The following is a 23,795-nucleotide window of genomic DNA, read 5'->3' on the forward strand; positions in this document are numbered from 1 at the left end:
GGAAGTTCGCCGAGCGGAGGATCGCCGAGCTGGTGGAGAACTACCGCGACGTGCTGGCTGCAGCCAGCAGCACAGCTGAGCGCACAACGGCCCTGGCCGATGTGCTGACAAGAGAGGGCTACGCGGCGTCCACGCGCAGCGTTGCCAGTGGTGAACAGCTCTGCCAGCACCACTGTCCGGTCGCTCACGTGGCTGCGGACTTCCCGCAGCTGTGTGAAGCCGAGACAGCGGCGTTCGCCGAGGTGCTCGGCACCCATGTGCAGCGGTTGGCCACCATCGCCAATGGTGACCCAGCTTGCACCACGCATGTCCCGTATGCGTGGCTCGCCCGCCAGAAGCGGGACGACAACACCGAGAACGACCGGAACTCCGCTGGTTCACTCCCGAAGAGCCAGCGGAAAAGCCCCGAGTCCTGACGGAGGGGAGCCCTCATGACTGCCGCTGCGGAGCAGCGCACACCCACTACGGAGCAGCTGAGCCAGGAAGAGACCCTGGCCAAGCTGGGCAACTACAAGTACGGCTGGGCCGACCCGGATGTCGCCGGTGCCAGCGCGCGCCGCGGCCTGGACGAGGAAGTCGTCCGGGACATCTCCGCGAAGAAGAACGAGCCGGAGTGGATGCTGGAGAACCGGCTGAAGGCGCTCAAGCTGTTCGAGCGCAAGCCGATGCCCAACTGGGGCGCGGACCTCTCCGGTATCGACTTCGACAGCATCAAGTACTTCGTGCGCTCCACCGAGAAGCAGGCCCAAACCTGGGACGACCTGCCGGAAGACATCAAGCGCACCTACGACAAGCTGGGCATTCCGGAGGCGGAGAAGCAGCGCCTGGTCGCCGGTGTCGCCGCCCAGTACGAGTCCGAGGTCGTCTACCACAAGATCCGCGAGGACCTCGAGTCGCAGGGCGTCATCTTCGTGGACACCGACACCGGTCTGCGCGAGCACCCGGAGCTGTTCAAGGAGTACTTCGGATCGGTCATCCCGGCCGGTGACAACAAGTTCTCCGCGCTCAACACCGCGGTCTGGTCGGGCGGTTCCTTCATCTACGTTCCGCCGGGCGTCCACGTCGAGATCCCGCTCCAGGCCTACTTCCGGATCAACACCGAGAACATGGGCCAGTTCGAGCGGACGCTGATCGTCGTCGACGAGGGTGCCTACGTGCACTACGTCGAAGGCTGCACCGCGCCGATCTACTCCAGCGACTCGCTGCACGCGGCGGTCGTGGAGATCGTCGTCAAGAAGAACGCCCGGTGCCGGTACACGACCATCCAGAACTGGTCGAACAACGTCTACAACCTGGTCACCAAGCGCGCCAAGGCCGAAGAGGGCGCGACCATGGAGTGGGTCGACGGCAACCTCGGCTCCAAGGTGACCATGAAGTACCCGTCGGTGTTCCTGATGGGCGAGCACGCCAAGGGCGAGGTCCTGTCGGTGGCTTTCGCCGGCGAGGGCCAGCACCAGGACGCCGGCGCGAAGATGGAGCACATGGCTCCGCACACGTCGTCGACGATCGTCTCCAAGTCGATCGCCCGCGGCGGTGGCCGGACCTCCTACCGGGGGCTGGTCAAGGTCGCCAAGCGCGCCAAGCACTCCTCGTCCAACGTCAAGTGCGATGCGCTGCTGGTGGACACGATCAGCCGTTCGGACACCTACCCCTACGTCGACGTCCGGGTCGACGACGTCTCGATGGGGCACGAGGCCACGGTGTCCAAGGTCAGCGAGGACCAGCTGTTCTACCTGATGCAGCGCGGTCTGACCGAGGACGAGGCGATGGCCATGATCGTGCGCGGTTTCGTCGAGCCGATCGCGCGTGAGCTGCCGATGGAATACGCACTGGAATTGAACCGTTTGATCGAGCTGCAGATGGAAGGGGCCGTCGGCTGAGATGACGAGCACCACCAAGACCGACGGCGCACAGCACGGGCTGAGCGAGCACTCGCACGGGGGGCCTGTCGTTCCGCAGGCCTCCCGCGGTGAGCGCTTCACCTCCTACGACGTGGAGGCCTTCGAGGTTCCGTCGGGTCGTGAGGAAGACTGGCGTTTCACCCCGCTGAAGCGGTTGAACGGCCTGCACGACGGTTCGGCGCAGGCCACCGGCAACATCCAGGTCGAGGTGAGCGGTTCCGGCGCCACGGTGGAAACCGTGGGGCGGGACGACTCCCGGCTCGGCGCCGGTGGTGTCCCGGCGGACCGGGTGGCCGCCCAGGCGTGGAGCTCCTTCACCGAGGCCACCGTGGTGACCGTGCCCAAGGACACCCAGCTGCAGGAGCCGGTCACCATCACCGTGCACGGCCCGGGCGAGGGCAAGACCGCCTTCGGCCACCTGCAGGTGCGGGCCGAGCAGTTCGCCGAAGCGGTGTTCGTGCTGGACTTCCGCGGTTCCGGCACGGTTGGCGACAACGTGGAGTTCGTCGTCGGCGAGTCCGCTCGGATGTCCGTGGTCACCATCCACGACTGGGCTGACGACGCCATCCAGGTCAGCGCCGAGCACGCCCACCTCGGCCGGGACGCGTCCTTCCGGCACCTCGCCGTCACCCTCGGCGGCGACCTGGTGCGGGTCAACACCACCGTCAACTACGGGGACCGGGGCGGCGACGCCGAGCTGCTCGGCCTGTACTTCGCCGACTCCGGCCAGCACCTGGAGCACCGGATGCTGGTGGACCACTCGGTGCCGAACTGCCGCAGCAACGTGCTCTACAAGGGCGCGCTGCAGGGCTCCTCGGCGCACACCGTGTGGATCGGTGACGTGCTGATCCGGGCCAAGGCCGAGGGCACCGACACCTACGAGCTGAACCGGAACCTCGTGCTGACCGAGGGTGCGCGCGCCGACTCGGTGCCGAACCTGGAGATCGAAACCGGGGAGATCGAGGGCGCCGGGCACGCGAGCGCCACCGGCCGGTTCGACGACGAGCAGCTGTTCTACCTGCAGGCTCGCGGTATTCCGGAGGAGCAGGCGCGGCGGCTGGTCGTGCGCGGTTTCTTCGGCGAGATCCTGCAGAAGGTCACCGTGCCGGAGGTCCGGGAGCGGCTGGAAGCCGCGATCGAGGAAGAGCTCGCGGTGGTCGGAGCCTGACCAGCCGAGCAGCATTCAAGTCTTTTCGCACACACCCAGGAGAAACGAAGAACAAATGGCCACCCTGGAGATCAAGGACCTGCACGGCTCGGTCATCACCGATGAAGGGGCCAAGCCGATCCTCAATGGCGTCAACCTGACGATCCCGTCGGGGGAGATCCACGCCATCATGGGGCCGAACGGCTCCGGTAAGTCCACTTTGGCGTACGCCATCGCCGGGCACCCGAAGTACCAGATCGACTCGGGTGAGGTCCTGCTGGACGGCGAGAACGTGCTCGAGATGAGCGTCGACGAGCGGGCCCGCGCTGGCCTGTTCCTGGCCATGCAGTACCCGGTCGAGGTGCCCGGGGTCTCCATGTCCAACTTCCTGCGGACCGCTGCGACCGCGGTGCGCGGGGAAGCCCCCCAGATCCGCCACTGGGTCAAGGAAGTCAAGGAAGCGATGGGCCGGCTGGACATCGACCCGTCGTTCGCCGAGCGCAGCGTCAACGAGGGTTTCTCGGGCGGTGAGAAGAAGCGCCACGAGATCCTGCAGCTCGACCTGCTGGACCCCGCGTTCGCCATCCTGGACGAGACCGACTCCGGTCTGGACGTCGACGCCCTCCGCGTGGTGTCCGAAGGGGTCAACCGGTACGCGGCCAAGGGTGACAAGGGCATCTTGCTGATCACCCACTACACGCGGATCCTCAAGCACATCAGCCCGGACGTGGTGCACGTCTTCGCCGACGGCAAGGTCGTCGAATCCGGCGGGGCCGAACTGGCCGACGAGCTGGAGGAGCACGGCTACGTCCGCTTCACTGGCAAGAAGGAGGCTGCTGCCCAGTCATGACCACGACGCCTCCTCGTACAACTGGTGCGAGTTCCGACCTGTCGCAAGTCCCCGCTCCTCTGGACGTGGGGGCCATCCGCGCTGACTTCCCGCTGTTGGGGAGAACAGTCCGGGACGGCCGCCCCTTGGTCTACCTGGACTCGGGGGCGACTTCGCAGCGTCCTCGCCAGGTGCTCGATGCGGAGCGCTCTTTCTTGGAGACCTCGAACGCAGCGGTGCACCGCGGCGCGCACCAGCTCGCCGAGGAGGCCACGGACGCTTACGAAGAGGCCCGCGCGAAAATCGCACGGTTCGTCGGGGTTGACGCCGGCGAAGTGGTGTTCACCAAGAACGCCACCGAAGGCGTCAACCTCGTCGCCTACGCCATGAGCAACGCGGCGACGTCGGGCGCGGAAGCCGAGCGGTTCCGGATCGGCCCGGGCGACGAGGTCGTGGTCACCGAAATGGAGCACCACGCCAACCTGGTGCCGTGGCAGCAGCTGTGCCAGCGCACCGGTGCCACCCTGCGCTGGTTCGGCGTGACCGACGAGGGACGTCTGGACCTGTCGGACATCGACAGCGTGATCAACGAGCGGACCCGGGTGGTGGCGTTCGCGCACCAGTCCAACGTGCTGGGCACCGTCAACCCGGTGGAGAAGCTGGTGGCGCGGGCGCAGCAGGTCGGGGCGCTGGTGGTGCTGGACGCCTGCCAGTCCGTGCCGCACGCGCCGGTCGATTTCAGGGAGCTCGACGTCGACTTCGCGGTGTTCTCCGGGCACAAGATGCTCGGCCCCTCCGGCATCGGCGTCCTCTACGGTCGCCGCGAGCTGCTGGAGGCGATGCCGCCCTTCCTCACCGGCGGTTCGATGATCGAGCTGGTCCACATCGACCACTCCACCTTCGCCGAGCCGCCGCAGCGGTTCGAAGCCGGGGTGCCGATGACTTCCCAGGCGGTGGGACTCGGTGCCGCGGTGGACTACCTCTCGGCCATCGGCATGGACCGGGTCGCTGAGCACGAGCGCAAGCTCACCGAGGCGGCCCTCCGCGAGTTGTCGGCTGTCGACGGAGTGCGCATCATCGGCCCAACCAGCACTGAGCACCGTGGTGGGGCGGTGTCGTTCGTGATCGACGGCGTGCACCCGCACGATGCCGGGCAGGTGTTGGACAGCAAGGGCGTGGCGGTTCGCGTCGGCCACCACTGCGCGTGGCCGTTGCACCGCCGGATGGAAGTTCCGGCGACCGTGCGCGCGTCCTTCTACCTGTACAACGAGCTGGACGAGGTCAAGTCGTTGGTCGAGGCGGTCCGTGAGGCGCAGCGCTTCTTCGGGGTCGCGTGATCCGAAGAGCCGGGGAGTTAGATGCAGCTGGAACAGATGTACCAGGAGATCATCCTGGACCACTACCGCAATCCGCACCGCAGAGGACTGCGGGAACCTTTCGACGCCGAGTCATTCCAGGTGAATCCGGTCTGCGGTGATGAGATCAAACTGCGGGTCCGGCTGACCGGCAGCGGCGTGGACGCGGTCGTCGACGACGTCTCGTACGAAGGCCAGGGTTGTTCCATCAGCCAGGCGTCCACCTCGGTGCTGACCGATCTGGTGGTGGGCAAGCCGCTGAAGGAAGCCATGGCCGTGGAGGCCGCGTTCAGCGAGTTGATGCACGGCCGTGGCAAGGTGGAGCCTGACGAGGACGTATTGGAAGACGGCATCGCGTTCGCGGGAGTGGCGAAGTATCCGGCCCGGGTGAAGTGCGCTTTGCTGGGTTGGATGGCTTTCAAGGACGCCGTTTCGCGGGTCGTCGACGACGAGGTGGGAACGCCATGAGCGACGAGACCCCGGTACAGCAGGCCGACAGCGCCGAGGTGCAGCGAGGAGCGGAAGGCATGCCGCAGCCGCCGGAGCAGGCGGCGGAGGTCGCCTCCCCGGAAGACGTCGCTGAAGCACTGCGGGACGTGGTGGACCCGGAGCTCGGCATCAACGTGGTGGACCTCGGTCTGGTCTACGACATCCGGGTGGACCCGGACAACACGGCCACCGTGGACATGACGTTGACTTCGGCTGCGTGCCCGCTCACCGATGTGATCGAGGACCAGGCCCGGTCGGTGCTGCTCGGCGGTTCCGGCGGTGGAATCGTCAAGGACTTCCGCATCAACTGGGTGTGGATGCCGCCGTGGGGCCCGGAGCGCATCACGGAGGAGGGGCGGGAGCAGCTGCGTGCTCTCGGCTTCACCATGTGATCTGGTTCGATCCTGGAAAAGGGGCGCCCGGTTCTTCCGGGCGCCCCTTTTCCACGTCCGGTTCAGCCGTCGTGCGGTGGCGGGGGAGTGCTGTCGGTCGGGGGCAGCAGGCCTCCCGGGGTTGGGGGCTGTGGTGGCCCAGCGGGTCGTCCGCGCAGCACTTCGATCTTGTCGTTGCCGGCCCACGCCATCACCCAGCTCGCTCCGGTGAGGTCCTTGGCCTGCTTCTTCAGCGGCGCGAGGCGGCGGGAGGCCTCGTCGTAGCTGCTGATGGCGTTCTGCGCGCACACCAGGGTGGCCAGGGAGAGGCTGACCGGGATGTCCGCCACCGAGCGGGGCTGGTCCAAGACCATTTCCACCAGTCGGTCCAATTCCTCCGGCGCGGCGACGACCAGGAAGTCGTCGCCGCCGACGTGGCCGACCTGCACCGAGCGCAGCTTCGCCGCCGCGTCGGTGAGGCTGCGGCCGACGCTGCGGATCAGGTCGTCCCCGGCGGAGAACCCGGCGGTGTCGTTGACCTTCTTGAACTTGTCCACGTCCAGCCAGCTGACGGCGAACACGTCCCCGGCGGAGATCCGGCGGGTGACGTCCCTGGCGATGGCGTCGCTGCCGGGAAGTCGGGTGAGCGGGTTGAGCGCGGCTGCTTCCTCGACCTTCAGCTCCGCCATCCCGCGGATCAGATCACCGGCTCGCACTGCGCCGAGGCAGCGGCCGGTTTCGTCGACCACCACGGCGTCGTCGTACATCCGGCTCTGGTCGGAGCTGGTGATCAGGCTCAGCGCTTCCATCGCGGTGGTCGCGGTGGTGACCACCCGCGGCTCGTCGGCCAGGCGGGAGGCGGGCCGGTGCGCGTGCAGGGCGTGCCCGTAGGGTCCGGTCACCGCGAGCAGGAACCGATTCCGGTCAATGGTCCATTGTGGCCTGTTCCGGGAGTCGACCAGCACCACGCCGTTGACCTCGGGGTGGTCGGCCAGCACTTCGCGGACCTTCTCCGCGGTCACGTCGTGCGGCAAGGTGGTTGCGGGGGAGAGGAACTCGGTCACCCGCGGGCCGGTGGCCAACGTGCTCACCGGGGCGGCCTGGGGTTCGGTGATCTCCGCGGCCACTCCCGGGATCACCAGCTTCTTCGGTGGCCTGCGGTTGGCCGGGGCCAGCAAGTTGCCCTGCACCAGCCGGACGCCGTTGCGGCGCAAGGCGTTCAACTGCCGCTCGTTCTCCACCCCTTCGGCCACCAGTTGGCTCTCGGTGGACTCGCAGATGTGCCGCACCGCTTCCACCAAGGCCATCCGCCCACCATCTTCGGGCAGGCCGCTCACCACGGTGCGGTCCAATTTGATCATGTTTGCCTGCAGGTTCGAGACCAAGGTCAGCGGCACGTCGCCATCGCCGACTCCGTCCAGGGCGATGCGGAAACCGGTGCCGCGCAGCTTCTCGGTGCCGGCGATCAGCTGGGCGGGGTCGAGCCGGGCGAACGGGGGGCCGATTTCCAAGGTGATGTCGTGCTCTTGCCGACCGGTCTCCTGGAGCTTCTCCCGGAGCAGGTCGAACCGCCCCAGATCGTGGGTGATCGTGCCACCGAACACGTTGAGGTGCAGCGGGAGGATCGTTTCGTGCTCGGCGGCGGAGTCCAGTGCTGCGATGGCCAGTTCGATGTCGAGTTCGGTCAATCGGCGCTGTCGAGCGGCTTGCCGGAAGAGGTCTTGGACGTGCGATCCGGCTGGCCGGGCCAGGGCCTCGACCGCGACCACCGCGCCGGTCTTGATGTTGACCACCGGCTGGAAGGCGAAGCGCACTTCCGCGACTAGCGCGAACACAGAGTCGATGTCTCGCCCGCTCATGTCGCCCCATCGACCCTGCTGCTGGTATTGACCGACATCAATTTCCTCCTCCAGTTGGCGGAGGACCGCCTCCCCATCGACCAAACTAGCGTGCACTGGCCATCTCAAGCACCAACAGAGTGCTGTGCGTGTGTTGACCAACACAACATCTCAGATCTGTTCAGCTACTCTCGGTCATCGAATTTGATCTTCACGCACGCGGTTGTGTGCAGCAAGTGACCAGCAGGTGAATGAATGACCGCGTGCCCTCATGCTTTGCCGAACCCGCGCTGCGCGATCGGAACGCCTCCGGGCAGCCCCGCCAGCAGCAGCCGACGGCGGAGCCTCCACGGGGCGCGGCGGAACAGCTCGGACATCGCCGCCGAAGTTTCCGCTGCGTCGCCTTCCACGGCCAGGAACGCTTTCTGGTGCCGGTGGGGCAAGCTCAGGAACTGCTCGAAGAACTCCGGCACGCCGTCCGGGGGGACGTGCAGCAGCGCTCGCAGCGCTTGGCGGTGCAGCAGGTGGGCGGCCGCCACGCGCGGCGGCCACAGGACTGCCCAGGCGGCGCGGGCCGCCGCGGCCGGACTGCTGGTCAGCCCCGCGCTGATGGCCGCCGCCACCCAGGGGGCCTGCCGCAGTGCGCGGGCGACGCTGAACCCGCTGGTCGGATGCACGAACCCGGCTGCCGCGCCGAACGGGACGACCCGGCCAGGACGTGGCAGTGGATCGTCGAGGGGGAACTTGACCCGCTCCTCGGCGATGCTGCTGTCGGGGTCGATGCCGAGCGCTTCCAGCCGCGCGGCCAACCGGCGGCGCAGCAGGGCCAGCGGCAACCCGGGGCGGCGGGCCAACGCGGTTTCCTCCAGCAGCACCCGGTCGTCGTCCAGGTGCACCGCGTACAGGAAGGTCGGCCAACCGCCCCTGGTGCGCGGAGCCGGGTGCCAGTCCATGAACACCCCGGTGCGGGCGTTGTCGAGCACTCCGCGGACGTCGGAGGCGTGGAACACGGCCCCCACCGCCGTCTGCTCGGTGGGGGTCCGGGGCGGGCGGCCGCCGAGCAGGACGCGGGCGGATCCGGAGGCGTCGATCACCACCGCGGTGGCCACGCGCCGGCCGTCTTGCAGGACCACGGTCGATCCGGTGGCGCCGTGCTCGGCGGCCACCACGCGGCCGGCGACCTCGGTGACCTCCGGCCGCCACAGGTGCTTCCACAGCTGCGTGTTGTCCAGCACCGCGTACGCCCGCGACCACTCGTGCCAGGTGGTGCCGAAAGAACGCATCCGGGGCATCACGGCGGCCAGGGTGGAGTCCGGCAGCGCCGCTGGCAGCTCGTCCAGCCACGACGAGTAGGTGTTCCCCCAGCCCTGGCGGGGCGCCATCGCCACCAGGGCGACCTGCAGACCGATGTCCGAGCACGCGGCGGCGACCGCGCGACCGGCCACCCCACCGCCGACGACAACGACATCCACCACGACAGCATCGAAACACGTCAGGTACTGCTCGTGCTGCCGGGCCCACTACCGTGTGGGGCATGGTGCAGGACGAGGTAGCTGGTGCGGAGCGGAGCAGTCGGCGTTCCGGTCAGGCAGTGGTCCCGGGTGACCTCGCGGCCAGTCCTTTTCGAGCCGACCGGGACCGGATAGCCAGTTCCCCGTTCTTCTCCCGCCTCGGCGGGGTCACCCAGGTGGTCAGTCCCAGCGGTTCGGGGCTGCTGCTGCACAACCGGCTCACCCACAGCCTGAAGGTCGCCCAGGTGGGACGCGCCATAGCCGAGCGGCTGCTGCGGGACCCCGTGGCCAAGCAGCGCATCGACCGGCTCGGCGGTCTCAACCCCGATGTCGTCGAGGCCGCTGGACTGGGGCACGACCTGGGGCACCCGCCGTTCGGGCACCTCGGCGAAGGGGTGCTGGACCGCATCGCGCGGGAGAAGTACGCGCTGCCGGACGGCTTCGAGGGCAACGCGCAGACCTATCGAGTGGTGACCCGGCTGGACGTGCGGGGGTCGGACGGCGCTGGGCTGGACTTGACCGCCGCGGTCCGCGCCGCCCTGTTGAAGTACCCGTGGACCCGTCTGCACCACCCGCAGCCGCACCCCCGGCACCGGCCAGTGCCGCCGCGGGGTGCCGGGGAGCCCGCGGAAGCGCCCGGGACCGGGTCCGCGAAGTTCTCCTGCTACCTCACCGAAGTCGACGACATGGAGCAGGCCCGGGCTCCGTTCGCGGATCTGCTGCCGGAGTGGCAGCAGACGGTGGAAGCGTCGATCATGGACACCGCGGACGACATCGCCTACGCGATCCACGACCTGGAGGACTTCCACCGGGTGGGCGTCCTGCAGCACACGAGCGTGTCGCACGAGCTGACCGAGTGGCTCGGCCACGCGGTGCAGTTCGCGGGGATGTCGGACCAGGAGCTGGCCGGGGGCGGGCAGCGGCCCGGCTGGTCGCTGGAACGGCTGCGGCGCCGGCTGCACGCCAAGGACAGCTGGATCACCGATGACGGCGCTTTCGTCAGCGCCGTCAAGAAGGTGCTGGCCAAGCTGGTCAACAACCTGTTGGAAGTGCCGTTCGACCGGTCCGAGCAGGCCGAGCAGGCCATCGCGGCGTTCTCCGGGGAGTGGACGCAGCGGTTGGTGGAGGGGATCGGGGTTTCCGAACGACCGTCCACCAGGTCCGGGTACGTCACCTTGGCGACCGAGCAGTGGCACGAGGTCCAGGTGCTCAAGTTCGTGCACCGGCGGTTCGTGCTGCAGCGGCCTGATCTGGCCCTGCACCAGCGCGGTCAGGACCGGTTGCTGACCAAGCTCGTGGACGCGCTGGACTCGTGGTTGATCGACCGCCGGGAAGCGGCCCGCTTGCCCTACCGGCTGCGCGACCTGTTCGACCGCTCGCTGGAGGAGCTCGAGCAGCTGCGCAAGCAGGATCCGCGGTTGCTGCAGATCCCCGGGCACGAGCTGGTGGTGACCGACGAGCACGTGGAGCGGATGGCCCGCGGACGGGCGGTGATCGACTTCGTGGCTTCCCTGACCGATGACCAGGCGGCCGCTTTGCTGGAAGCGCTGTCGGGCCGCACCACTCAGCTGTGGAGCGACCAGTTCGTGCTGTGAGCCCGGGCAGGAAGATCGCGGCCGCAGCGGGCGGTCGGGGTGGTCGGCGGACGACCCGGGTACGGTGCCGGTGGTCCGGCCCCGGTGCCGAGTGCTGGACCACCGGCGTCGTCACCGAGCTGCGGTGGACGGAGAGATGAGCAAGGTCAGACAACTGCCCGGTGGGGGCAAAGCGGTTGAGCTGGCCCCGGACCGGCTGAGCGGGTGGTTCGAGCGGTTCGGCCAGCGGCACGGCGGGATCCAGCGGACCGAGCTGGCCGAGCGCCGCGTCGAGGTGCTGGCGGCTGATGGCGCGGTGGCGGCGGTCACCGTGCCGTTCGAGCCGCTGCCGCCCCCGCACGGGGTCCGCCCCGGCCTGGTGGTGCAGCCGCTGGTGGAGCACCTGGGCAAACCGCGTTCGATCGGTCTGGTGCTGGTGCGCCGGGGCGCCCACAGCGTGGGCATCGCCCGCAACGGCGAGGTCGAGAAGTCCACCACCGAGCGGCACCTGGTGCAGGGGCGCAGCAAGGCCGGCGGGTGGTCGCAGCAGCGCTTCGCGCGGCGGCGGCAGGGCCAGTCCCGGCGGGCTTTCGAGTCCGCGGCGGACGCGGTGGCCCGGGTGCTGCTGCCGGCCCGGCTCGACGCGGTGGTGGTGGGCGGCGACCGGAAAGCGCTCGCTTCCTTGCGCGACGATCCGCGCATCCGCGAGCTGCTCGACCGGGCGGAGCCCCGGGTGCTGGACGTGCCGGAACCGCGCCGAGCGGTGCTCGACGAGGCCGCTCGACGGGCGATCGCGGTCGAGGTGGAGGTCCACGAACCGGCTGGCCGGGTGGACGCGCCGTGAAATTCGGTGGACGGGGACCGATACACTTGAGCGCGTGGTCAGCTCGCATTCTCCGGTTCGGCAAGCCCGCGTGCGCCGTGTCGTTTAGCGCACGCGCGTTCTCAGCTGTCATCACGGACCTGCTGGACCACCGACTTCTTCGGAGATTCACTTGATTTCTGCCACAGGCCTGGAACTGCGCGCCGGTTCGCGGATCTTGCTCTCCGATGCCACGTTGCGCGTGCAGCCGGGAGACCGCATCGGCCTGGTGGGGCGCAACGGAGCAGGCAAGACCACGACTCTGCGGGTGCTGGCCGGAGAAGGGGACCCCTACGCCGGTGAGATCGTGCGCCGCGGGGAGTTCGGCTACCTCCCGCAGGACCCGCGGGAGGGCGACCTCTCCGTCACCGCCAAGGACCGCGTGCTGTCGGCCCGCAACCTGGACCAGATCTTCCGGGACATGGAAAAGGCGCAGACCGAGATGGCGGAGCTGGTCGACGAGCGCCGCCGGGAACGCGCCATCGCCCGCTACGGCCGGTTGGAAGAGCGGTTCGCCGCCCGCGGCGGCTATGCCGCGGAGAGCGAGGCCGGGCGCATCTGCAGCAATCTCGGACTGCCGGAGAGGGTGCTCAACCAGCCGTTGCGCACCTTGTCCGGTGGGCAGCGGCGCCGCGTGGAGTTGGCCCGGATCTTGTTCGCCGCTTCCGAAGCCGGTCCGGGCGGTCGTTCGGCGACCACGCTCCTGCTGGACGAGCCGACCAACCACCTGGACGCGGATTCGATCAACTGGTTGCGCGACTTCCTCAAGCTCCACGACGGCGGGCTGGTGGTGATCAGCCACGACGTCGATCTGCTCGCCGCGGTGGTGAACAAGGTGTGGTTCCTCGACGCCGTGCGCGGCGAAGTGGACGTCTACAACATGGACTGGAACCGCTACCTGGAGGCCCGCGCCGCGGACGAGAAGCGGCGCCGCCGGGAACGGGCCAACGCCGAGAAGAAGGCGTCGGCCTTGCTGGCCCAGGCGGACAAGATGCGCGCCAAGGCGACCAAGGCAGTGGCCGCCAAGAACATGGCCCGCCGCGCGGAGAAGCTGCTGGAGGAAACCGAGACCGAGCAGCCGCGGGAGAAGGTCGCCAACATCCGGTTCCCGGATCCGGCGCCCTGCGGCCGGACTCCGTTGACCGCCAAGGGGCTGTCCAAGTCCTACGGGTCGCTGGAGATCTTCAGCGGTGTCGATCTGGCGGTGGACCGGGGGGCCCGCGTGGTCGTGCTCGGCTTGAACGGTGCCGGGAAGACCACGCTGCTGCGGCTGTTGTGCGGTCTGGAGAAACCCGATGCCGGGGAGGTCGTCGCCGGGCACGGGCTGCGGATCGGTTACTACGCCCAGGAGCACGAAACCCTCGATCACCAGGCGACGGTGTGGGAGAACGTCCGCAGCGCCGCGCCGGACGCGCCGGAGCAGCAGCTGCGCACCTTGCTCGGTGCTTTCCTGTTCAGCGGTGAGCAGCTGGAGCAGCCGGCTGGCACGCTCTCCGGTGGGGAGAAGACCCGGCTGGCCCTGGCCGGCCTGGTCTCCAGCGCGGCCAACGTGCTGCTGCTGGACGAGCCGACCAACAACCTGGATCCGGCCAGTCGGGAGCAGGTGTTGCAGGCGCTGCGCAGTTTCACCGGTGCTGTTGTGCTGGTGACGCACGATCCCGGGGCAGTTCAAGCACTCCAACCGGAGCGGGTCATTTTGCTGCCTGATGGGACTGAAGACCACTGGTCTGACGATTACCTGGAGTTGGTGCAGCTGGCATAAACAGCCTCGTCCGCGCAACACCGCATACAGCGGATGGAGTAGCACATTTCGGTGATCGCCACGCGCGTGTCGCAACCTTCGGCCAACCTTTTTTCATGATCGCCTGGCGTTCCTGCTTGTCCTGGTCGATCATTGCGCTTGACAGGGGTCGCGAGGCCCGACCTGCTCAGAGGGAAGGCGGGGACACCGTGGCTGAGCTGAAGAAAGGTGCGCGTATCACAGGAAGCGCGCGAGACAAGCTGGCCAGTGACCTTAGGAAGAAGTACGAGAAGGGGGCGAGCATCCGAGCGCTTGCAGAAGCGACCGGCCGTTCCTACGGCTTCGTGCACCGCGTTCTGAGTGAATCGGGTGTACAGCTGCGTGGGCGCGGAGGCGCGACGCGCTCGAAGAAGCAGAAGTGACCGACGAAGTCGGTCGGCCAGATCAAATAAGACACATTGCGGCTCCAGCTGGGACAGCGGGCGATACGGTATTGCCAATCGGTTCACTGCGATCAACATCGGAGGCCCGCTTGGCGGAGTCGATAGTGGACGCCGACCTGCTGAATCGTGGGGGGGTGGAACTCACGATTCAGGGTCGGCGTGCCACGATCAGCCTTAATCGTCCGGAGAAGCTGAATGCGCAGACGCCTGCGACTTGGGAGGCGTTGCGCGCCATCGGCCAAGGACTCGACCCGGACATCCGGGTGGTCGTGGTCCGTGGTGCCGGTCGCGCGTTCTCCGCTGGTCTAGACCGCCGGCTGTTCGAACAAGCCGAGGTGGACGGTCTGCCTGGATTGGCGGCTCTTGCCGGCCGTCCCACCGAGCAGGCCGATGCGGAGATCGCTTCGTTCCAGCAGGCGTTCAGCTGGCTGCGCGAGCCGGACCGGGTGACCATCGCGGCCGTGCACGGGCACGCGATCGGTGCCGGGTTCCAGCTGGCGCTGGCCTGCGACATGCGGGTGCTCGCCCAGGACGCGCGGTTCCGCATGGCCGAGACCAGTCTCGGTTTGGTGCCCGACTTGGGTGGCACCCTGCCGCTGGTTCGCGCGGTCGGGTACGCCAAGGCGGTGGAGATCTGCGTGACCGGCCGGGAGGTTCCCGCGGACGAGGCGCTGCAGCTGGGATTGGCGAACGCGGTGGTTCCGGTGGAAGGGCTGGACGCCGCTGTGGACCAGCTGGTGGAGTCCGTGCTCAAGCCTCCTGCCGGCGCGGTGCGGGAGACCTTGGCCCTCCTGGTGCAGGCGGACGAGCAAGTCGATCCGGAGCAGCAGCTGGCCGAGGAGCGTTCGGCGCAGCTGCGCCGCATCGCTGAACTGCTCAAATCGCAGTAGGCGGCTGGGTGTTCCGGTTCCGGAGAACTCGCTTCCCGGCAGCGGGAGGAGCTGCCGGGAAGCCCGCCACCGGCCACTGCGCCCGGGCTTGGACACAGTGGAAGCAGTTGGCCCTGCCGCCGGTCGAGCGGTGGGCGGCGCAGCTGGCGGGTCGTGCCGTGCTCAGCGGTTCCGGCGGATTTCCCGGGGCGGCACCGGGGTTCGTCCGCGCGGCGCGCTGTTCGTGCGGTGTGCGGTCCTTGGGCGCCAGGTGAATCAAGACACTCCGGGGTGGATTGGACCACGTTGGTGTGATTCACCGGCTACTCTGGTGATCAAGGAATCGCAGCTCGACTTCATGGGGATGCATGCCGCAACGACGCAACCGTCGAGAAGTTCTCGCGCTCGCCGGAATTGAGGTGCTCGCCCGGGAGGGCGGCCGCGGGTTGACCCACCGTGCCGTGGACCGCGAGGCCGGTGTTCCGGAGGGCACGACCAAGAACTACTACCCAACGCGGAGCGCGCTGCTGGTGGCCATCGCCCGGTACTTGGCCGACCAGCACACGGCTGCCATGCAGCAGTTGTGCGACCAGGTCCCCCGCGGGGTGACCGCCCGGGAGATCACCACCCTGTACTCGACGATGTTGCAGCGGATGGTCACCAGTGCCCGAGCTCAGCTGCTGGCCCTGCTCGAACTCCACTTGGAGGCCGTTCGGAACCCGCAGGTGCGGGCGCAGCTCGGCCGGATGGCCCGGGCCAACGTGGATGCGGCGGTGCAGCTCAACGGTGAGGCGGGGCGGCGGATGTCCCGGCGCGGGGCAGCTCTGCTGGACGCCGGGATGCTGGGCGCGGCGATCTCCATGTTGAGCCTGCCGGAAGAGCTGGCGCAGGACATCGGGCTCGACGACCCGGAGCTGCTGGCCCGGTCCTTGCTCTCGTTGGGCACGGTCGGCCACGAGCCGCCTTTCGGGGTGGTGCGGGGCTACGCGGGTTGATCACCGCGATGGCGCCGTGAGGCCGGTGGATGACCCAGGGTAGCCTTCCAGGCGGCGTTGCCGGTCCTGGTTCGGGGCCTGGGCCGGTGGTGCCTGCGCAATGAGTTCGGTGCCGGGCGCCCAGCTGGACGCCCGCGATCGGGAGTGGATGCAGGCAGGCATGTCGAATCCGTCATCGCAAGATGAGATCAGCCCGCTCGAGCCGCCGGCGGTCGTGTTCGCGCGCATCGCCGAGGTGCCGTTGGATGCTCTGGACGAACTGATCGAGAAGACCCAGGCGGTGTACGCCGACCTGAACCAGGTCAAAGGGCATCCCTACTGGGGCAGCCTGGTGTTCCACCAGGGGTCGTTGTCCCGGGCGCTGCGGGAGGCGCGGGCGGCCATGGAGGGCTTGCGGGCGGAAGCGATCGGTGCCCGCAACACCGAACTTGGCGTCACCGTCACCACCGCGGTCCTCGGCGAGGAGCGCAACTACGCGCATTCCCAGGGCGACAAGGAGAAGCTGGTCGAGCAGGTGCTGCGCACCCCCGGGGAGGGAGCGCGCCACCTCTACGTCTGGGACCGCCCGCACGACAACCCCGAGGTCCCCGGCCCCTACCAGGCGATGCGCGTCGTCGTCGACAGCGATGCCGAGCTCGGTGTCCTGAACTTCACCGAGGAGTCCGACGAGGGGGAGATCGAGTCCTGGCAGACGCTGAACCCGGAACCGATCCCGGACGCTCCGCTGCTCCGCTTCGACGCCGGGAGCGCGCTGCGGTTCCCCCGCGAGTGCGTGCTGCCGTACAAGAACCTGCGCGCGGCGCTGCTCGAGTTCACCGAGACCGGGCAGATGCCGGAAGCGGTGCAGTGGCGATCGGCTCGGTGGGCCGACGTCTGACGGCCGGTGCGGCCGGGGGCCCGACTACCCGTAGATGCCTTGGATGGCGCGGCCGGCCACGGTGGCGATGATCTTGAACGCTTTCATCGCCTCGGTCATGTTCGGGGTGTCGACCTGGACCCGTCGAACACCGGTTTGTTCCACGGTCGGTATCACCGCTGCGGCTTGTGCCAGGTGGGCGGCGTCGAACTCGACTTCGATGCGGTGCGCTCGCACATCGGGTGCGGTGCGGCCCGCTTTCTGCACGGTCTCCTCGGCCGCTTTGCGGATGTCCGCCGCGGTGCGCGCCGGTGGGTAGCAGATGGCCGCGTAGCGGCTGACGCACTCCTTGACCACCACCCGGGCGGCGTCGGGCGCGTAGTCGGCCGCGTCCAGGCAGGCCCGGTCGTCGCCGGTGATGAGCAGGACGGGGACCCCGTACTCGGCGGCGAGCGCGGCGTTGAGGCGTCCTTCGCTGGCTCGGACGCCGTCGAGCCACACCCCGGTCATGGAGTTCTCCATGTAGGTGTGCGACAGCACGCCCTCTTCTCCGGCTCCGGCGTGGTAGCCGAGGAAAACCACACCATCCACTTCGGAGTCGATGCCCTGCATCATCGACAGCGGTTTGTGCCGGCCGGTGAGCAGTCGCGCATTGGGATGAAGTTCTTCCAGCAGCAAATTGCGCTGACTCGAGTGAGCTTCGTTGACGAGCACGTCGGTGGCGCCGCCGGCGATGAGGCCTTCCACGCAGGAGTTGACGTCCGCGGTCAGCAGGCGGCGGAAGCGCTGCCACTGTTCGGTGCCCGGCACGACGTCATCCGTCCAAGTGACTCCCGTCGCGCCTTCCATGTCAGCTGAGACCAGAATCCGCACGGGCGCCAATTTAGGCCTGCGGCAGCTGGTTCCGGTAGTTGGCACGCCGCGCTGGTAACGGTTCGGTAGCTCTGCGTGTTACAGCCGGGGGCAAAGTGTTGGTTAACCATTGACGAACAGCGTCGGAAGGTGGTTCCTTCTTCTCAATTCGTCCAGGGAGGGGGACACCGTGGGCAGACGAATCACCGGTCTCGTCGCGGCATTGCTCGCGGTTTTTCTGCTGGCACCACCAGCGGTCGCGCAGCAAGCCGGGCAGCAGCGAGGAGCCACCTTGCGAATCGGGCTGCAGCAGCAGATCGATTCGCTCAACCCGTTCCTCGGGATCACCCTGGCGGCCACGGACATCTTCCGGACCATCTACCCGACCCTGACCACCTACAGCCCGGAGGACTTCTCGGTGCAGCCGGAGCTGGCGGAGTCCTGGAGCTCGTCGCCGGACAAGCTGACCTGGACCTTCCGCATCCGGCGCGGGGTCGAGTGGTCGGACGGGCAGCCGGTCACCGCACGCGACGCCGCCTACACCTTCAACCGGATGATGACCGATCCGGCGGCTGCCACGGCGAACGGGAACTTCGTGGAGAACTTCGCCAGCGTCACCGCGCCGGACGACCACACCCTGGTCATCCGCACCAAGCAGCCGCAGTCGACCATGCTGGCGATCGACGCCCCCATCGTCCCCGAGCACATCTGGTCAAAGGTCGACGACGTCGCCTCGTTCCCCAACGACCAGATGCCGGTGGTCGGCAGCGGGCCGTTCGTGCTGACCGAGTACGAGCCGGAGCGGTACGTCACCCTCGAAGCCAACCCGCGGTTCTGGCGCGGCGCCCCGGAAGTCTCCCGACTGCAGTTCGTGCAGTTCAAGAACAGCGACGCCGCGGTGCAGGCGCTGCGCAAGGGCGACATCGACGTGGTGCAGAAGTTGACACCGGCCCAGTTCAACGCCCTGAGCGGGCAGGAGGACGTCGAGCGGGTCAAGGGGCAGGGACGCCGGTTCTACGAGATCATCCTGAACCCGGGTGCCACCGATTCGGAGAACCGGTCGATCGGAAGCGGTCACCCCGCGCTGCGGGACGTGCGGGTCCGGCAGGCGATCGACCACGCCATCGACCGCAAGACCCTGGTGGACCGGGTGCTCGGCGGATACGGGCAGATCGGCTCGGGATACCTGCCGCCGATCTTCGCCGACTACCACTGGAGCCCGCAGCGGCCGAGGCAATTCGACCTGCAGACCGCCAACCGCATCCTCGACGAAGCGGGTTACCAGCGCGGGGAGGACGGCATCCGGCGGACCCCGCAGGGGGAACCGCTGAACTTCGACTTCGTGCTGCACGGCGATGAACCGGTCGACGCGCAGGTCGGCGAGTTCGTCAAGCGGTGGCTGGCGGACATCGGCATCCGCGTCGAACTGCAACCGGTGTCCGACAACCAGCTCAACGAGCGCACCATCGCCGGCGATTTCGACATGGTCGTCAGCGGCTGGTCGGCCAACCCGGACCCGGACTACGTGCTGCGCTTGCAGACCTGCGCCGCGCGGCCGACCCCCGACGGCGGGGGCCAGCCCGACAGCTTCCTGTGCGACCGGGTCTACGACGACCTGTACCAGCAGCAGTTGGCCGAATTCGATCCGCAGGCCCGCGTCGACCTGGTCAAACAAGCGCAGCAGCGGTTCTACGAGCAGGCGACCGGTTTGATCCTGTTCTACCCCAACTCGCTCGAGGCGTACCGCTCGGACCGGTTCGCCGGTTTCACCAAGCAGCCCAAGACCGACGGGGTGATCACCGGGCAGCAGGGCTACTGGGGCTACTACGGGGCCAAACCCACGGAGGCCGCCGTCAGCCAGGCCGGTGCCGACTACGGCAACGTCCTGTGGCTGCTGGGCGGCGCGGTCGTGCTGGTCGGCGTCGTCGGCACGGTGGTGGCGATCCGCCGGCGGGCAACTATGGACACCCGGGAGTGATGGCGTGTCGGATCTTCTTGCGGGGACAAGCGGTTCGGTCGCGGCTGAACCGGGACGCCGGCGCGGCCGCACAGCTCGCTACGTGGCCACCAAGGTCGCGGGCGGGATCGTCAGCTTGTTCATGGTGGCCGTGCTCGGGTTCTTCCTGTTCCGGGTCATCCCCGGCGACCCGGTGCGCACGATGACCAGGGGAGCGCCGGTCAGCCCGGAGCAGATCGCGCAGCTGCGAGCCCGGCTGGGGTTGGACCAGCCACTGTGGAAGCAGTTCCTGGACTTCCTGGGCGACCTGCTGCGCGGCGATCTCGGCACCTCCTACACCTACAGCCGGCCGGTGGCCGAGTTGATCTGGGAGCGCATCGGGCCGACCGTGCTGCTGGTGGGCACCGCGACCGCGCTGGCGGTGGTCCTGGGCCTGTGGATGGGTTCCCGGGCCGCTTGGCGGCACGGCAGCGGATTCGACAAGGCCAGCACCTCGGTGGCGCTGACCCTGTGGTCGGTTCCCACGTTCTGGCTGGGGTTGATCGTGCTCATGGTCTTCGGGGTCGGGGTGGGGCCGATCCCGGGGCTGTTCCCGGTCGGCGGCATCTCCTCCCCGGACCCGCCGCCGACGGTGCTGGGGCAGGTCCTCGACGTGGCGCACCACATGGTGCTGCCGGTCCTGACCATGGTCGCGGTGATCTACGCGCAGTACCTGATGGTGATGCGCTCCTCGCTGCTGGAGGAAATGGGCGAGGACTACCTGACCACTGCTCGGGCCAAGGGCCTGCGGGAAGACCTGGTGCGCCGCCGGCACGCCGTTCCCAACGCCCTGCTGCCCACGGTGACCCTGATCTTCCTCCACCTCGGACTGGTGGTCGCCGGTGCGATCACGGTCGAAACCGTGTTCTCCTGGCCGGGCCTGGGACTGCTGACCTATGAGGCCTTGCGGGTTCCGGACCTGCCGCTGCTGCAGGGGACTTTCATCGTCCTCGCGGGGAGCGTGATCGTGATGAACGTGTTGGCCGACATGCTGTACCAAGTGCTCGACCCGAGGGTGCGGCAGTCATGACAGCCACCGCGGCCCAAGTGACCCGAGCCCGCCGCAAGGCGCGGGCAGCGGAGGTGTGGCGCGTCTACCGCGGGGACACCGGTGGCGTGGTCGGTCTCGTGCTGCTGGTGGCGATCGCGCTGTTGGCGCTGCTGGCCCCGGTGCTGACCGACTCGTCGGGATTGGACGTCACCCGGGCGACCGGGCAGCCGCTGCAGCCGCCCAGCTCCGAGCACTGGTTGGGCACCGACGAGTCCGGTCGCTCCGTGCTGCTGCTGACCTGGTGGGGGGCCCGGGTGTCCCTGCTGGTCGGGCTGGCCGCGGCGGTCCTGTCGGTGTTCATCGGCACCCTGGTCGGGGTGGCGGCCGCGCACTTCGGAGGCTGGACGTCCCGGCTGCTGCTGCGGTTCACCGACTTCTTCCTGGTGCTGCCAGCGCTCGTGCTGGCGATCGCTCTCTCCACAGTGCTGGAACGCGGGCTCGCCACGATCGTGCTGGCGATCGGCGTCACCTCCTGGCCGTCGACCGCTCGGCTGGTGCGGGCGCAGACCCTCACCGTCGAAGCCCGTCCGTTCATCGAACGGGCCAGGGCGCTGGGCGCGGGTCACCTGCACATCATCACCAAGCACGTGCTCCCCAGTGTGCTCCCGCTGGTGTTCGCCAACACCACGTTGTCCGTGGCCAGCGCGATCATCTCCGAGTCGACGCTGTCGTTCCTCGGGCTGGGCGATCCGAGCCGGGTCTCCTGGGGGGCCATGCTCAAGTCCGCAATGGACACCGGTGCGGTGACCGGTGGTGCGTGGTGGTACCTGCTACCGCCCGGTCTGGGAATCGTGCTCGTCGTGCTCAGCTTCACGTTGTGCGGCCGGGCGTTGGAAGCGGTGTTCAATCCGAGGCTCCGGGGGCAGCGATGAATCCGGTTCTGCAGCTGAAGGACGTGTCGATCACCTACCGGGGCAGCCACGAGCCGGCGGTGTCCGGGGTCAGCCTGACCCTGCGGGAGGGTGAAACCCTCGGCCTGGCCGGGGAATCCGGGTGCGGCAAGACCTCGCTGGCGATGTCGGTGCTGCGGCTGCTGCCGCGCACCGCTCGGGTGGAGGGGGAAATCCTGCTGGACGGCAAGGACGTCCGGACGATGACGTTCGGTCAGCTCCGCGCGGTCCGCTGGGCCAGTGCTTCGGTGGTGTTCCAAGGGGCGATGCACGCGCTGAACCCGGTGCGCACCATCGGCAACCAGATCGCCGAGCCGATGAAGCTGCACGGCCAGGGCGGGGCGAACCTCCGGGACCGGGTCGTCGAGCTGCTGGAGCAGGTCGAGCTGCCGGCGGACCGCATCGACGCCTACCCGCACGAGCTGTCCGGTGGTCAGCGGCAGCGGGTGATGATCGCGATGGCGCTGGCCTGCAATCCCCGGCTGGTCATCGCCGACGAACCCACCACGGCGCTGGACGTGGTGGTGCAGGAGCAGATCCTGCGGTTGCTCGCCAGGTTGGTGGCCGAACGCGGCATCGCCCTGATGATGATCAGCCACGACCTGTCGGTGCTGTCGGCGAGCTGTTCGAGGCTGGCGGTGATGTACCGGGGCGAGCTCGTCGAGCACGGCGAGACCCAGCAGGTGATCGGGGCTCCCAAGCACGAGCACAGCCGGGCCTTGGCCGACGCCTTTCCCACGGTGGGGGACCCGCGCTTCCGGCTCACCGACGGGGGGTCCCCCGGTTCCGCGCTGCTGTCGGCGGAAGGGGTGTCGGTCGACTTCACCAGCCGGGCGGGCAACACCGTGCACGCCGTCCGCGACGTCGACCTGGAGGTGGCCGACAACGAGATCGTCGCCCTCGTCGGGCAGTCCGGGTCGGGGAAGACGACTCTGGCGAGGTCCCTGCTCGGTTTGCAGCCGCTGACCGCGGGTTCGATCCGCTACGCGGGCAAGCCGCTGCCGACCAGTTCCGCAGGTCTGCGGGAGTACCGCCGGAAAGTGCAGCTGGTGCTGCAGGATCCGACCGGTGCGCTGAACCCGCGGCACACCGTTTACGAGGCGGTGGCCGAGGGCCTGCGCATCCACGGCCAGACCGAGAACGAGCAGGAGCGGGTGGCGGCGGCCCTGGACGCCGCGGAGCTGCGCCCGGCGGAGAAGTTCTTCGGTCGGCTTCCGCACGAGCTGTCCGGTGGTCAGCGGCAGCGGGTGGTGATCGCCGGCGCCCTGGTGCTGGAGCCGAAACTGCTGATCGCCGATGAACCGGTGGCGTCGCTGGACGCCACCGTGCGCGGCGAGATCCTCTCGCTGCTGCTGCGGTTGCGGGTCTCCCGCGGGCTGTCCACTCTCGTCATCACCCACGACCTGGGGTTGGCGTGGAACATCGCCGACCGGGTCGCGGTGATGTACCGCGGGCAGCTCGTCGAATCGGGGCCGGTGGAGCAGGTGCTGCTGGATCCGCAGCACGAGTACACCCGGACGCTGCTGGCGGCGGTCCCGACCGTCGACCGGCGCGTGGCCTGAGGTCCGGGCTCACCGCAGGCTGTCCACCACGGCCGGTCGGTCCGGGTGGTCCATCCGCACCACGCAGTCGGCGATCTGCTGGGGACGCACTTCGCTGTCGTAGCGCTGGTACGCGGGCAGCGTCCACTGCTCCTCCTCCGGGGTGCGCCGGTGCAGCGCTGCCGGGGACAACCACAGGTGCACGGTGAAGTCGAACGGCAGTCCGGCGCCCAGCAGCAGCGGCCCGTCGACGATGGCCACCCCGCCTTCGGCCAGGCGCACCCGCGGCTGCCGCGGAGAGCGGTCCGCTTCCGCGTCCCACAGGGCGGGCAGCACGTCACCGGTGCCGTCGTCGGACAGCGGCTTCAGCACTTCCCGGTGGAGCCCGTTGAAATCGAACCAGTCCTGGTAGAAGGAGTCGGGGTTGCGGTGCCCGTGCTCCAGTCGGAGGGAAGCGGGGCGCAGGTAGTCCGCGGTTCGCACGCGGACCACCTGGCGGCCGCTCACCCGCAGCGGCTCCACCAGCTGGTCGGCGAAGTCGCTGGTGCCCGCCGCGGGGGCGCCGTCCACCGCCACCCGCACCCACCGGGTTCGCGTCGCGAGGATGCGCTCCACCGCTTCGGACACCAGCAGCTCGGGAGTGATCGGCCGGACGCGCATGCCCCGATGGTCCCCGCGGCGTCG

At 68.7% G+C, this 23,795-nt stretch carries 22 protein-coding genes; 18 read left to right on the forward strand and 4 right to left on the reverse strand.

Features of this window, described 5'->3' with window-relative positions; genetic code table 11:
- The 7 genes from SREC43747_RS0113815 to SREC43747_RS0113845 form a co-directional block, all read left to right on the forward strand.
- Positions 1-416: helix-turn-helix transcriptional regulator (locus tag SREC43747_RS0113815; RefSeq protein WP_029721868.1), on the forward strand; the 416-nt coding region annotated here is incomplete at its 5' end.
- Positions 417-431: 15 nt separating this feature from the next.
- Positions 432-1,880 (forward strand): Fe-S cluster assembly protein SufB, encoded by a 1,449-nt coding sequence (gene sufB, locus SREC43747_RS0113820; RefSeq protein WP_029721869.1) that lies wholly within the window; start codon positions 432-434, stop codon positions 1,878-1,880.
- 1 nt (position 1,881) lies between these two features.
- Complete coding sequence (gene sufD / locus SREC43747_RS0113825) at positions 1,882-3,069, forward strand: Fe-S cluster assembly protein SufD (RefSeq protein ID WP_029721870.1); 1,188 nt, start codon at positions 1,882-1,884, stop codon at positions 3,067-3,069.
- Positions 3,070-3,124: 55 nt separating this feature from the next.
- Complete coding sequence (gene sufC, locus SREC43747_RS0113830; RefSeq protein ID WP_029721871.1) at positions 3,125-3,898, forward strand: Fe-S cluster assembly ATPase SufC; 774 nt, start codon at positions 3,125-3,127, stop codon at positions 3,896-3,898.
- Positions 3,895-5,214 (forward strand): cysteine desulfurase, encoded by a 1,320-nt coding sequence (locus SREC43747_RS0113835; protein WP_029721872.1) that lies wholly within the window; start codon positions 3,895-3,897, stop codon positions 5,212-5,214. Before sufC ends, SREC43747_RS0113835 begins: the two co-directional genes overlap by 4 nt.
- Positions 5,215-5,235: 21 nt before the next feature.
- Positions 5,236-5,700: a Fe-S cluster assembly sulfur transfer protein SufU gene (gene sufU / locus SREC43747_RS0113840; RefSeq protein WP_029721873.1), complete on the forward strand. Its 465-nt coding sequence runs from the start codon at positions 5,236-5,238 to the stop codon at positions 5,698-5,700.
- Complete coding sequence (locus SREC43747_RS0113845; protein WP_029721874.1) at positions 5,697-6,113, forward strand: metal-sulfur cluster assembly factor; 417 nt, start codon at positions 5,697-5,699, stop codon at positions 6,111-6,113. Before sufU ends, SREC43747_RS0113845 begins: the two co-directional genes overlap by 4 nt.
- Positions 6,114-6,175: 62 nt before the next feature.
- Here SREC43747_RS0113845 and SREC43747_RS0113850 read toward each other — a convergent pair whose 3' ends face one another.
- Both SREC43747_RS0113850 and SREC43747_RS0113855 read right to left on the reverse strand, forming a co-directional pair.
- Positions 6,176-7,951 (reverse strand): GGDEF domain-containing protein, encoded by a 1,776-nt coding sequence (locus SREC43747_RS0113850; protein ID WP_051388022.1) that lies wholly within the window; start codon positions 7,949-7,951, stop codon positions 6,176-6,178.
- Positions 7,952-8,199: 248 nt separating this feature from the next.
- On the reverse strand, positions 8,200-9,405 hold the full coding sequence (locus SREC43747_RS0113855) for a lycopene cyclase family protein (protein WP_029721876.1): 1,206 nt from the start codon (positions 9,403-9,405) through the stop codon (positions 8,200-8,202).
- 59 nt (positions 9,406-9,464) lie between these two features.
- On the opposite strand from SREC43747_RS0113855, the gene SREC43747_RS0113860 reads away from it, so the two are divergent.
- From SREC43747_RS0113860 to SREC43747_RS0113890, 7 genes are all read left to right on the forward strand, one after another.
- On the forward strand, positions 9,465-11,036 hold the full coding sequence (locus tag SREC43747_RS0113860; protein WP_029721877.1) for a deoxyguanosinetriphosphate triphosphohydrolase family protein: 1,572 nt from the start codon (positions 9,465-9,467) through the stop codon (positions 11,034-11,036).
- Positions 11,037-11,172: 136 nt separating this feature from the next.
- On the forward strand, positions 11,173-11,859 hold the full coding sequence (locus SREC43747_RS0113865) for an acVLRF1 family peptidyl-tRNA hydrolase (RefSeq protein WP_201768704.1): 687 nt from the start codon (positions 11,173-11,175) through the stop codon (positions 11,857-11,859).
- Positions 11,860-12,010: 151 nt separating this feature from the next.
- Positions 12,011-13,639: an ABC-F family ATP-binding cassette domain-containing protein gene (locus SREC43747_RS0113870; RefSeq protein WP_029721879.1), complete on the forward strand. Its 1,629-nt coding sequence runs from the start codon at positions 12,011-12,013 to the stop codon at positions 13,637-13,639.
- Positions 13,640-13,827: 188 nt separating this feature from the next.
- Positions 13,828-14,040 (forward strand): helix-turn-helix domain-containing protein, encoded by a 213-nt coding sequence (locus SREC43747_RS20640; protein WP_029721880.1) that lies wholly within the window; start codon positions 13,828-13,830, stop codon positions 14,038-14,040.
- 155 nt (positions 14,041-14,195) lie between these two features.
- On the forward strand, positions 14,196-14,951 hold the full coding sequence (locus SREC43747_RS0113880; protein WP_236623193.1) for an enoyl-CoA hydratase/isomerase family protein: 756 nt from the start codon (positions 14,196-14,198) through the stop codon (positions 14,949-14,951).
- A gap of 347 nt (positions 14,952-15,298) precedes the next feature.
- Entirely contained in the window at positions 15,299-15,925 is a 627-nt protein-coding gene (locus SREC43747_RS0113885) for a TetR/AcrR family transcriptional regulator (protein ID WP_029721882.1), read from the forward strand.
- Positions 15,926-16,025: 100 nt separating this feature from the next.
- Complete coding sequence (locus SREC43747_RS0113890) at positions 16,026-16,802, forward strand: Imm1 family immunity protein (protein ID WP_236623194.1); 777 nt, start codon at positions 16,026-16,028, stop codon at positions 16,800-16,802.
- A gap of 24 nt (positions 16,803-16,826) precedes the next feature.
- On the opposite strand, the gene SREC43747_RS0113895 is transcribed toward SREC43747_RS0113890, so the two are convergent.
- Positions 16,827-17,654 (reverse strand): M55 family metallopeptidase, encoded by an 828-nt coding sequence (locus SREC43747_RS0113895; RefSeq protein WP_029721884.1) that lies wholly within the window; start codon positions 17,652-17,654, stop codon positions 16,827-16,829.
- Between the two features lie 169 nt (positions 17,655-17,823).
- Here SREC43747_RS0113895 and SREC43747_RS0113900 point away from each other — a divergent pair, with 169 nt between their 5' ends.
- The 4 genes from SREC43747_RS0113900 to nikE are packed head-to-tail and all read left to right on the forward strand — an operon-like array spanning position 17,824 to position 23,132.
- Positions 17,824-19,611 carry an ABC transporter substrate-binding protein gene (locus tag SREC43747_RS0113900; RefSeq protein ID WP_029721885.1) on the forward strand — a complete coding sequence of 596 codons (1,788 nt, stop codon included), beginning with the start codon at positions 17,824-17,826 and terminating at the stop codon, positions 19,609-19,611.
- 4 nt (positions 19,612-19,615) lie between these two features.
- Positions 19,616-20,659 carry an ABC transporter permease gene (locus SREC43747_RS0113905; protein ID WP_029721886.1) on the forward strand — a complete coding sequence of 348 codons (1,044 nt, stop codon included), beginning with the start codon at positions 19,616-19,618 and terminating at the stop codon, positions 20,657-20,659.
- The gene (locus tag SREC43747_RS0113910; protein ID WP_029721887.1) at positions 20,656-21,552 is read left to right on the forward strand and encodes an ABC transporter permease; all 897 of its coding nucleotides are present in this window, start codon (positions 20,656-20,658) and stop codon (positions 21,550-21,552) included. Before SREC43747_RS0113905 ends, SREC43747_RS0113910 begins: the two co-directional genes overlap by 4 nt.
- Complete coding sequence (gene nikE, locus SREC43747_RS0113915) at positions 21,549-23,132, forward strand: nickel ABC transporter ATP-binding protein NikE (protein ID WP_029721888.1); 1,584 nt, start codon at positions 21,549-21,551, stop codon at positions 23,130-23,132. The genes SREC43747_RS0113910 and nikE overlap by 4 nt, the downstream gene beginning before the upstream one ends.
- Positions 23,133-23,141: 9 nt before the next feature.
- On the opposite strand, the gene SREC43747_RS0113920 is transcribed toward nikE, so the two are convergent.
- Entirely contained in the window at positions 23,142-23,771 is a 630-nt protein-coding gene (locus SREC43747_RS0113920) for a nucleoside/nucleotide kinase family protein (protein WP_029721889.1), read from the reverse strand.
- Positions 23,772-23,795 lie beyond the last annotated feature (24 nt).

The organism is Saccharopolyspora rectivirgula DSM 43747, from assembly GCF_000497205.1.
Taxonomy (GTDB): domain Bacteria; phylum Actinomycetota; class Actinomycetes; order Mycobacteriales; family Pseudonocardiaceae; genus Saccharopolyspora; species Saccharopolyspora rectivirgula.

Bases quoted from the DNA above. Each gene is read 5' to 3' on its own strand.
- sufB (WP_029721869.1), top strand. From the start codon at position 432: ATGACTGCCGCTGCGGAGCAGCGCACACCCACTACGGAGCAGCTGAGC.
- SREC43747_RS0113890 (WP_236623194.1), top strand. From the start codon at position 16,026: ATGAGTTCGGTGCCGGGCGCCCAGCTGGACGCCCGCGATCGGGAGTGG.
- SREC43747_RS0113865 (WP_201768704.1), top strand. From the start codon at position 11,173: ATGAGCAAGGTCAGACAACTGCCCGGTGGGGGCAAAGCGGTTGAGCTG.
- sufU (WP_029721873.1), top strand. From the start codon at position 5,236: ATGCAGCTGGAACAGATGTACCAGGAGATCATCCTGGACCACTACCGC.
- SREC43747_RS0113910 (WP_029721887.1), top strand. From the start codon at position 20,656: ATGACAGCCACCGCGGCCCAAGTGACCCGAGCCCGCCGCAAGGCGCGG.
- SREC43747_RS0113860 (WP_029721877.1), top strand. From the start codon at position 9,465: ATGGTGCAGGACGAGGTAGCTGGTGCGGAGCGGAGCAGTCGGCGTTCC.
- SREC43747_RS0113885 (WP_029721882.1), top strand. From the start codon at position 15,299: ATGCCGCAACGACGCAACCGTCGAGAAGTTCTCGCGCTCGCCGGAATT.
- SREC43747_RS0113920 (WP_029721889.1), bottom strand. From the start codon at position 23,771: ATGCGCGTCCGGCCGATCACTCCCGAGCTGCTGGTGTCCGAAGCGGTG.
- SREC43747_RS0113845 (WP_029721874.1), top strand. From the start codon at position 5,697: ATGAGCGACGAGACCCCGGTACAGCAGGCCGACAGCGCCGAGGTGCAG.
- SREC43747_RS0113850 (WP_051388022.1), bottom strand. From the start codon at position 7,951: ATGAGCGGGCGAGACATCGACTCTGTGTTCGCGCTAGTCGCGGAAGTG.
- SREC43747_RS0113835 (WP_029721872.1), top strand. From the start codon at position 3,895: ATGACCACGACGCCTCCTCGTACAACTGGTGCGAGTTCCGACCTGTCG.
- sufD (WP_029721870.1), top strand. From the start codon at position 1,882: ATGACGAGCACCACCAAGACCGACGGCGCACAGCACGGGCTGAGCGAG.
- nikE (WP_029721888.1), top strand. From the start codon at position 21,549: ATGAATCCGGTTCTGCAGCTGAAGGACGTGTCGATCACCTACCGGGGC.
- sufC (WP_029721871.1), top strand. From the start codon at position 3,125: ATGGCCACCCTGGAGATCAAGGACCTGCACGGCTCGGTCATCACCGAT.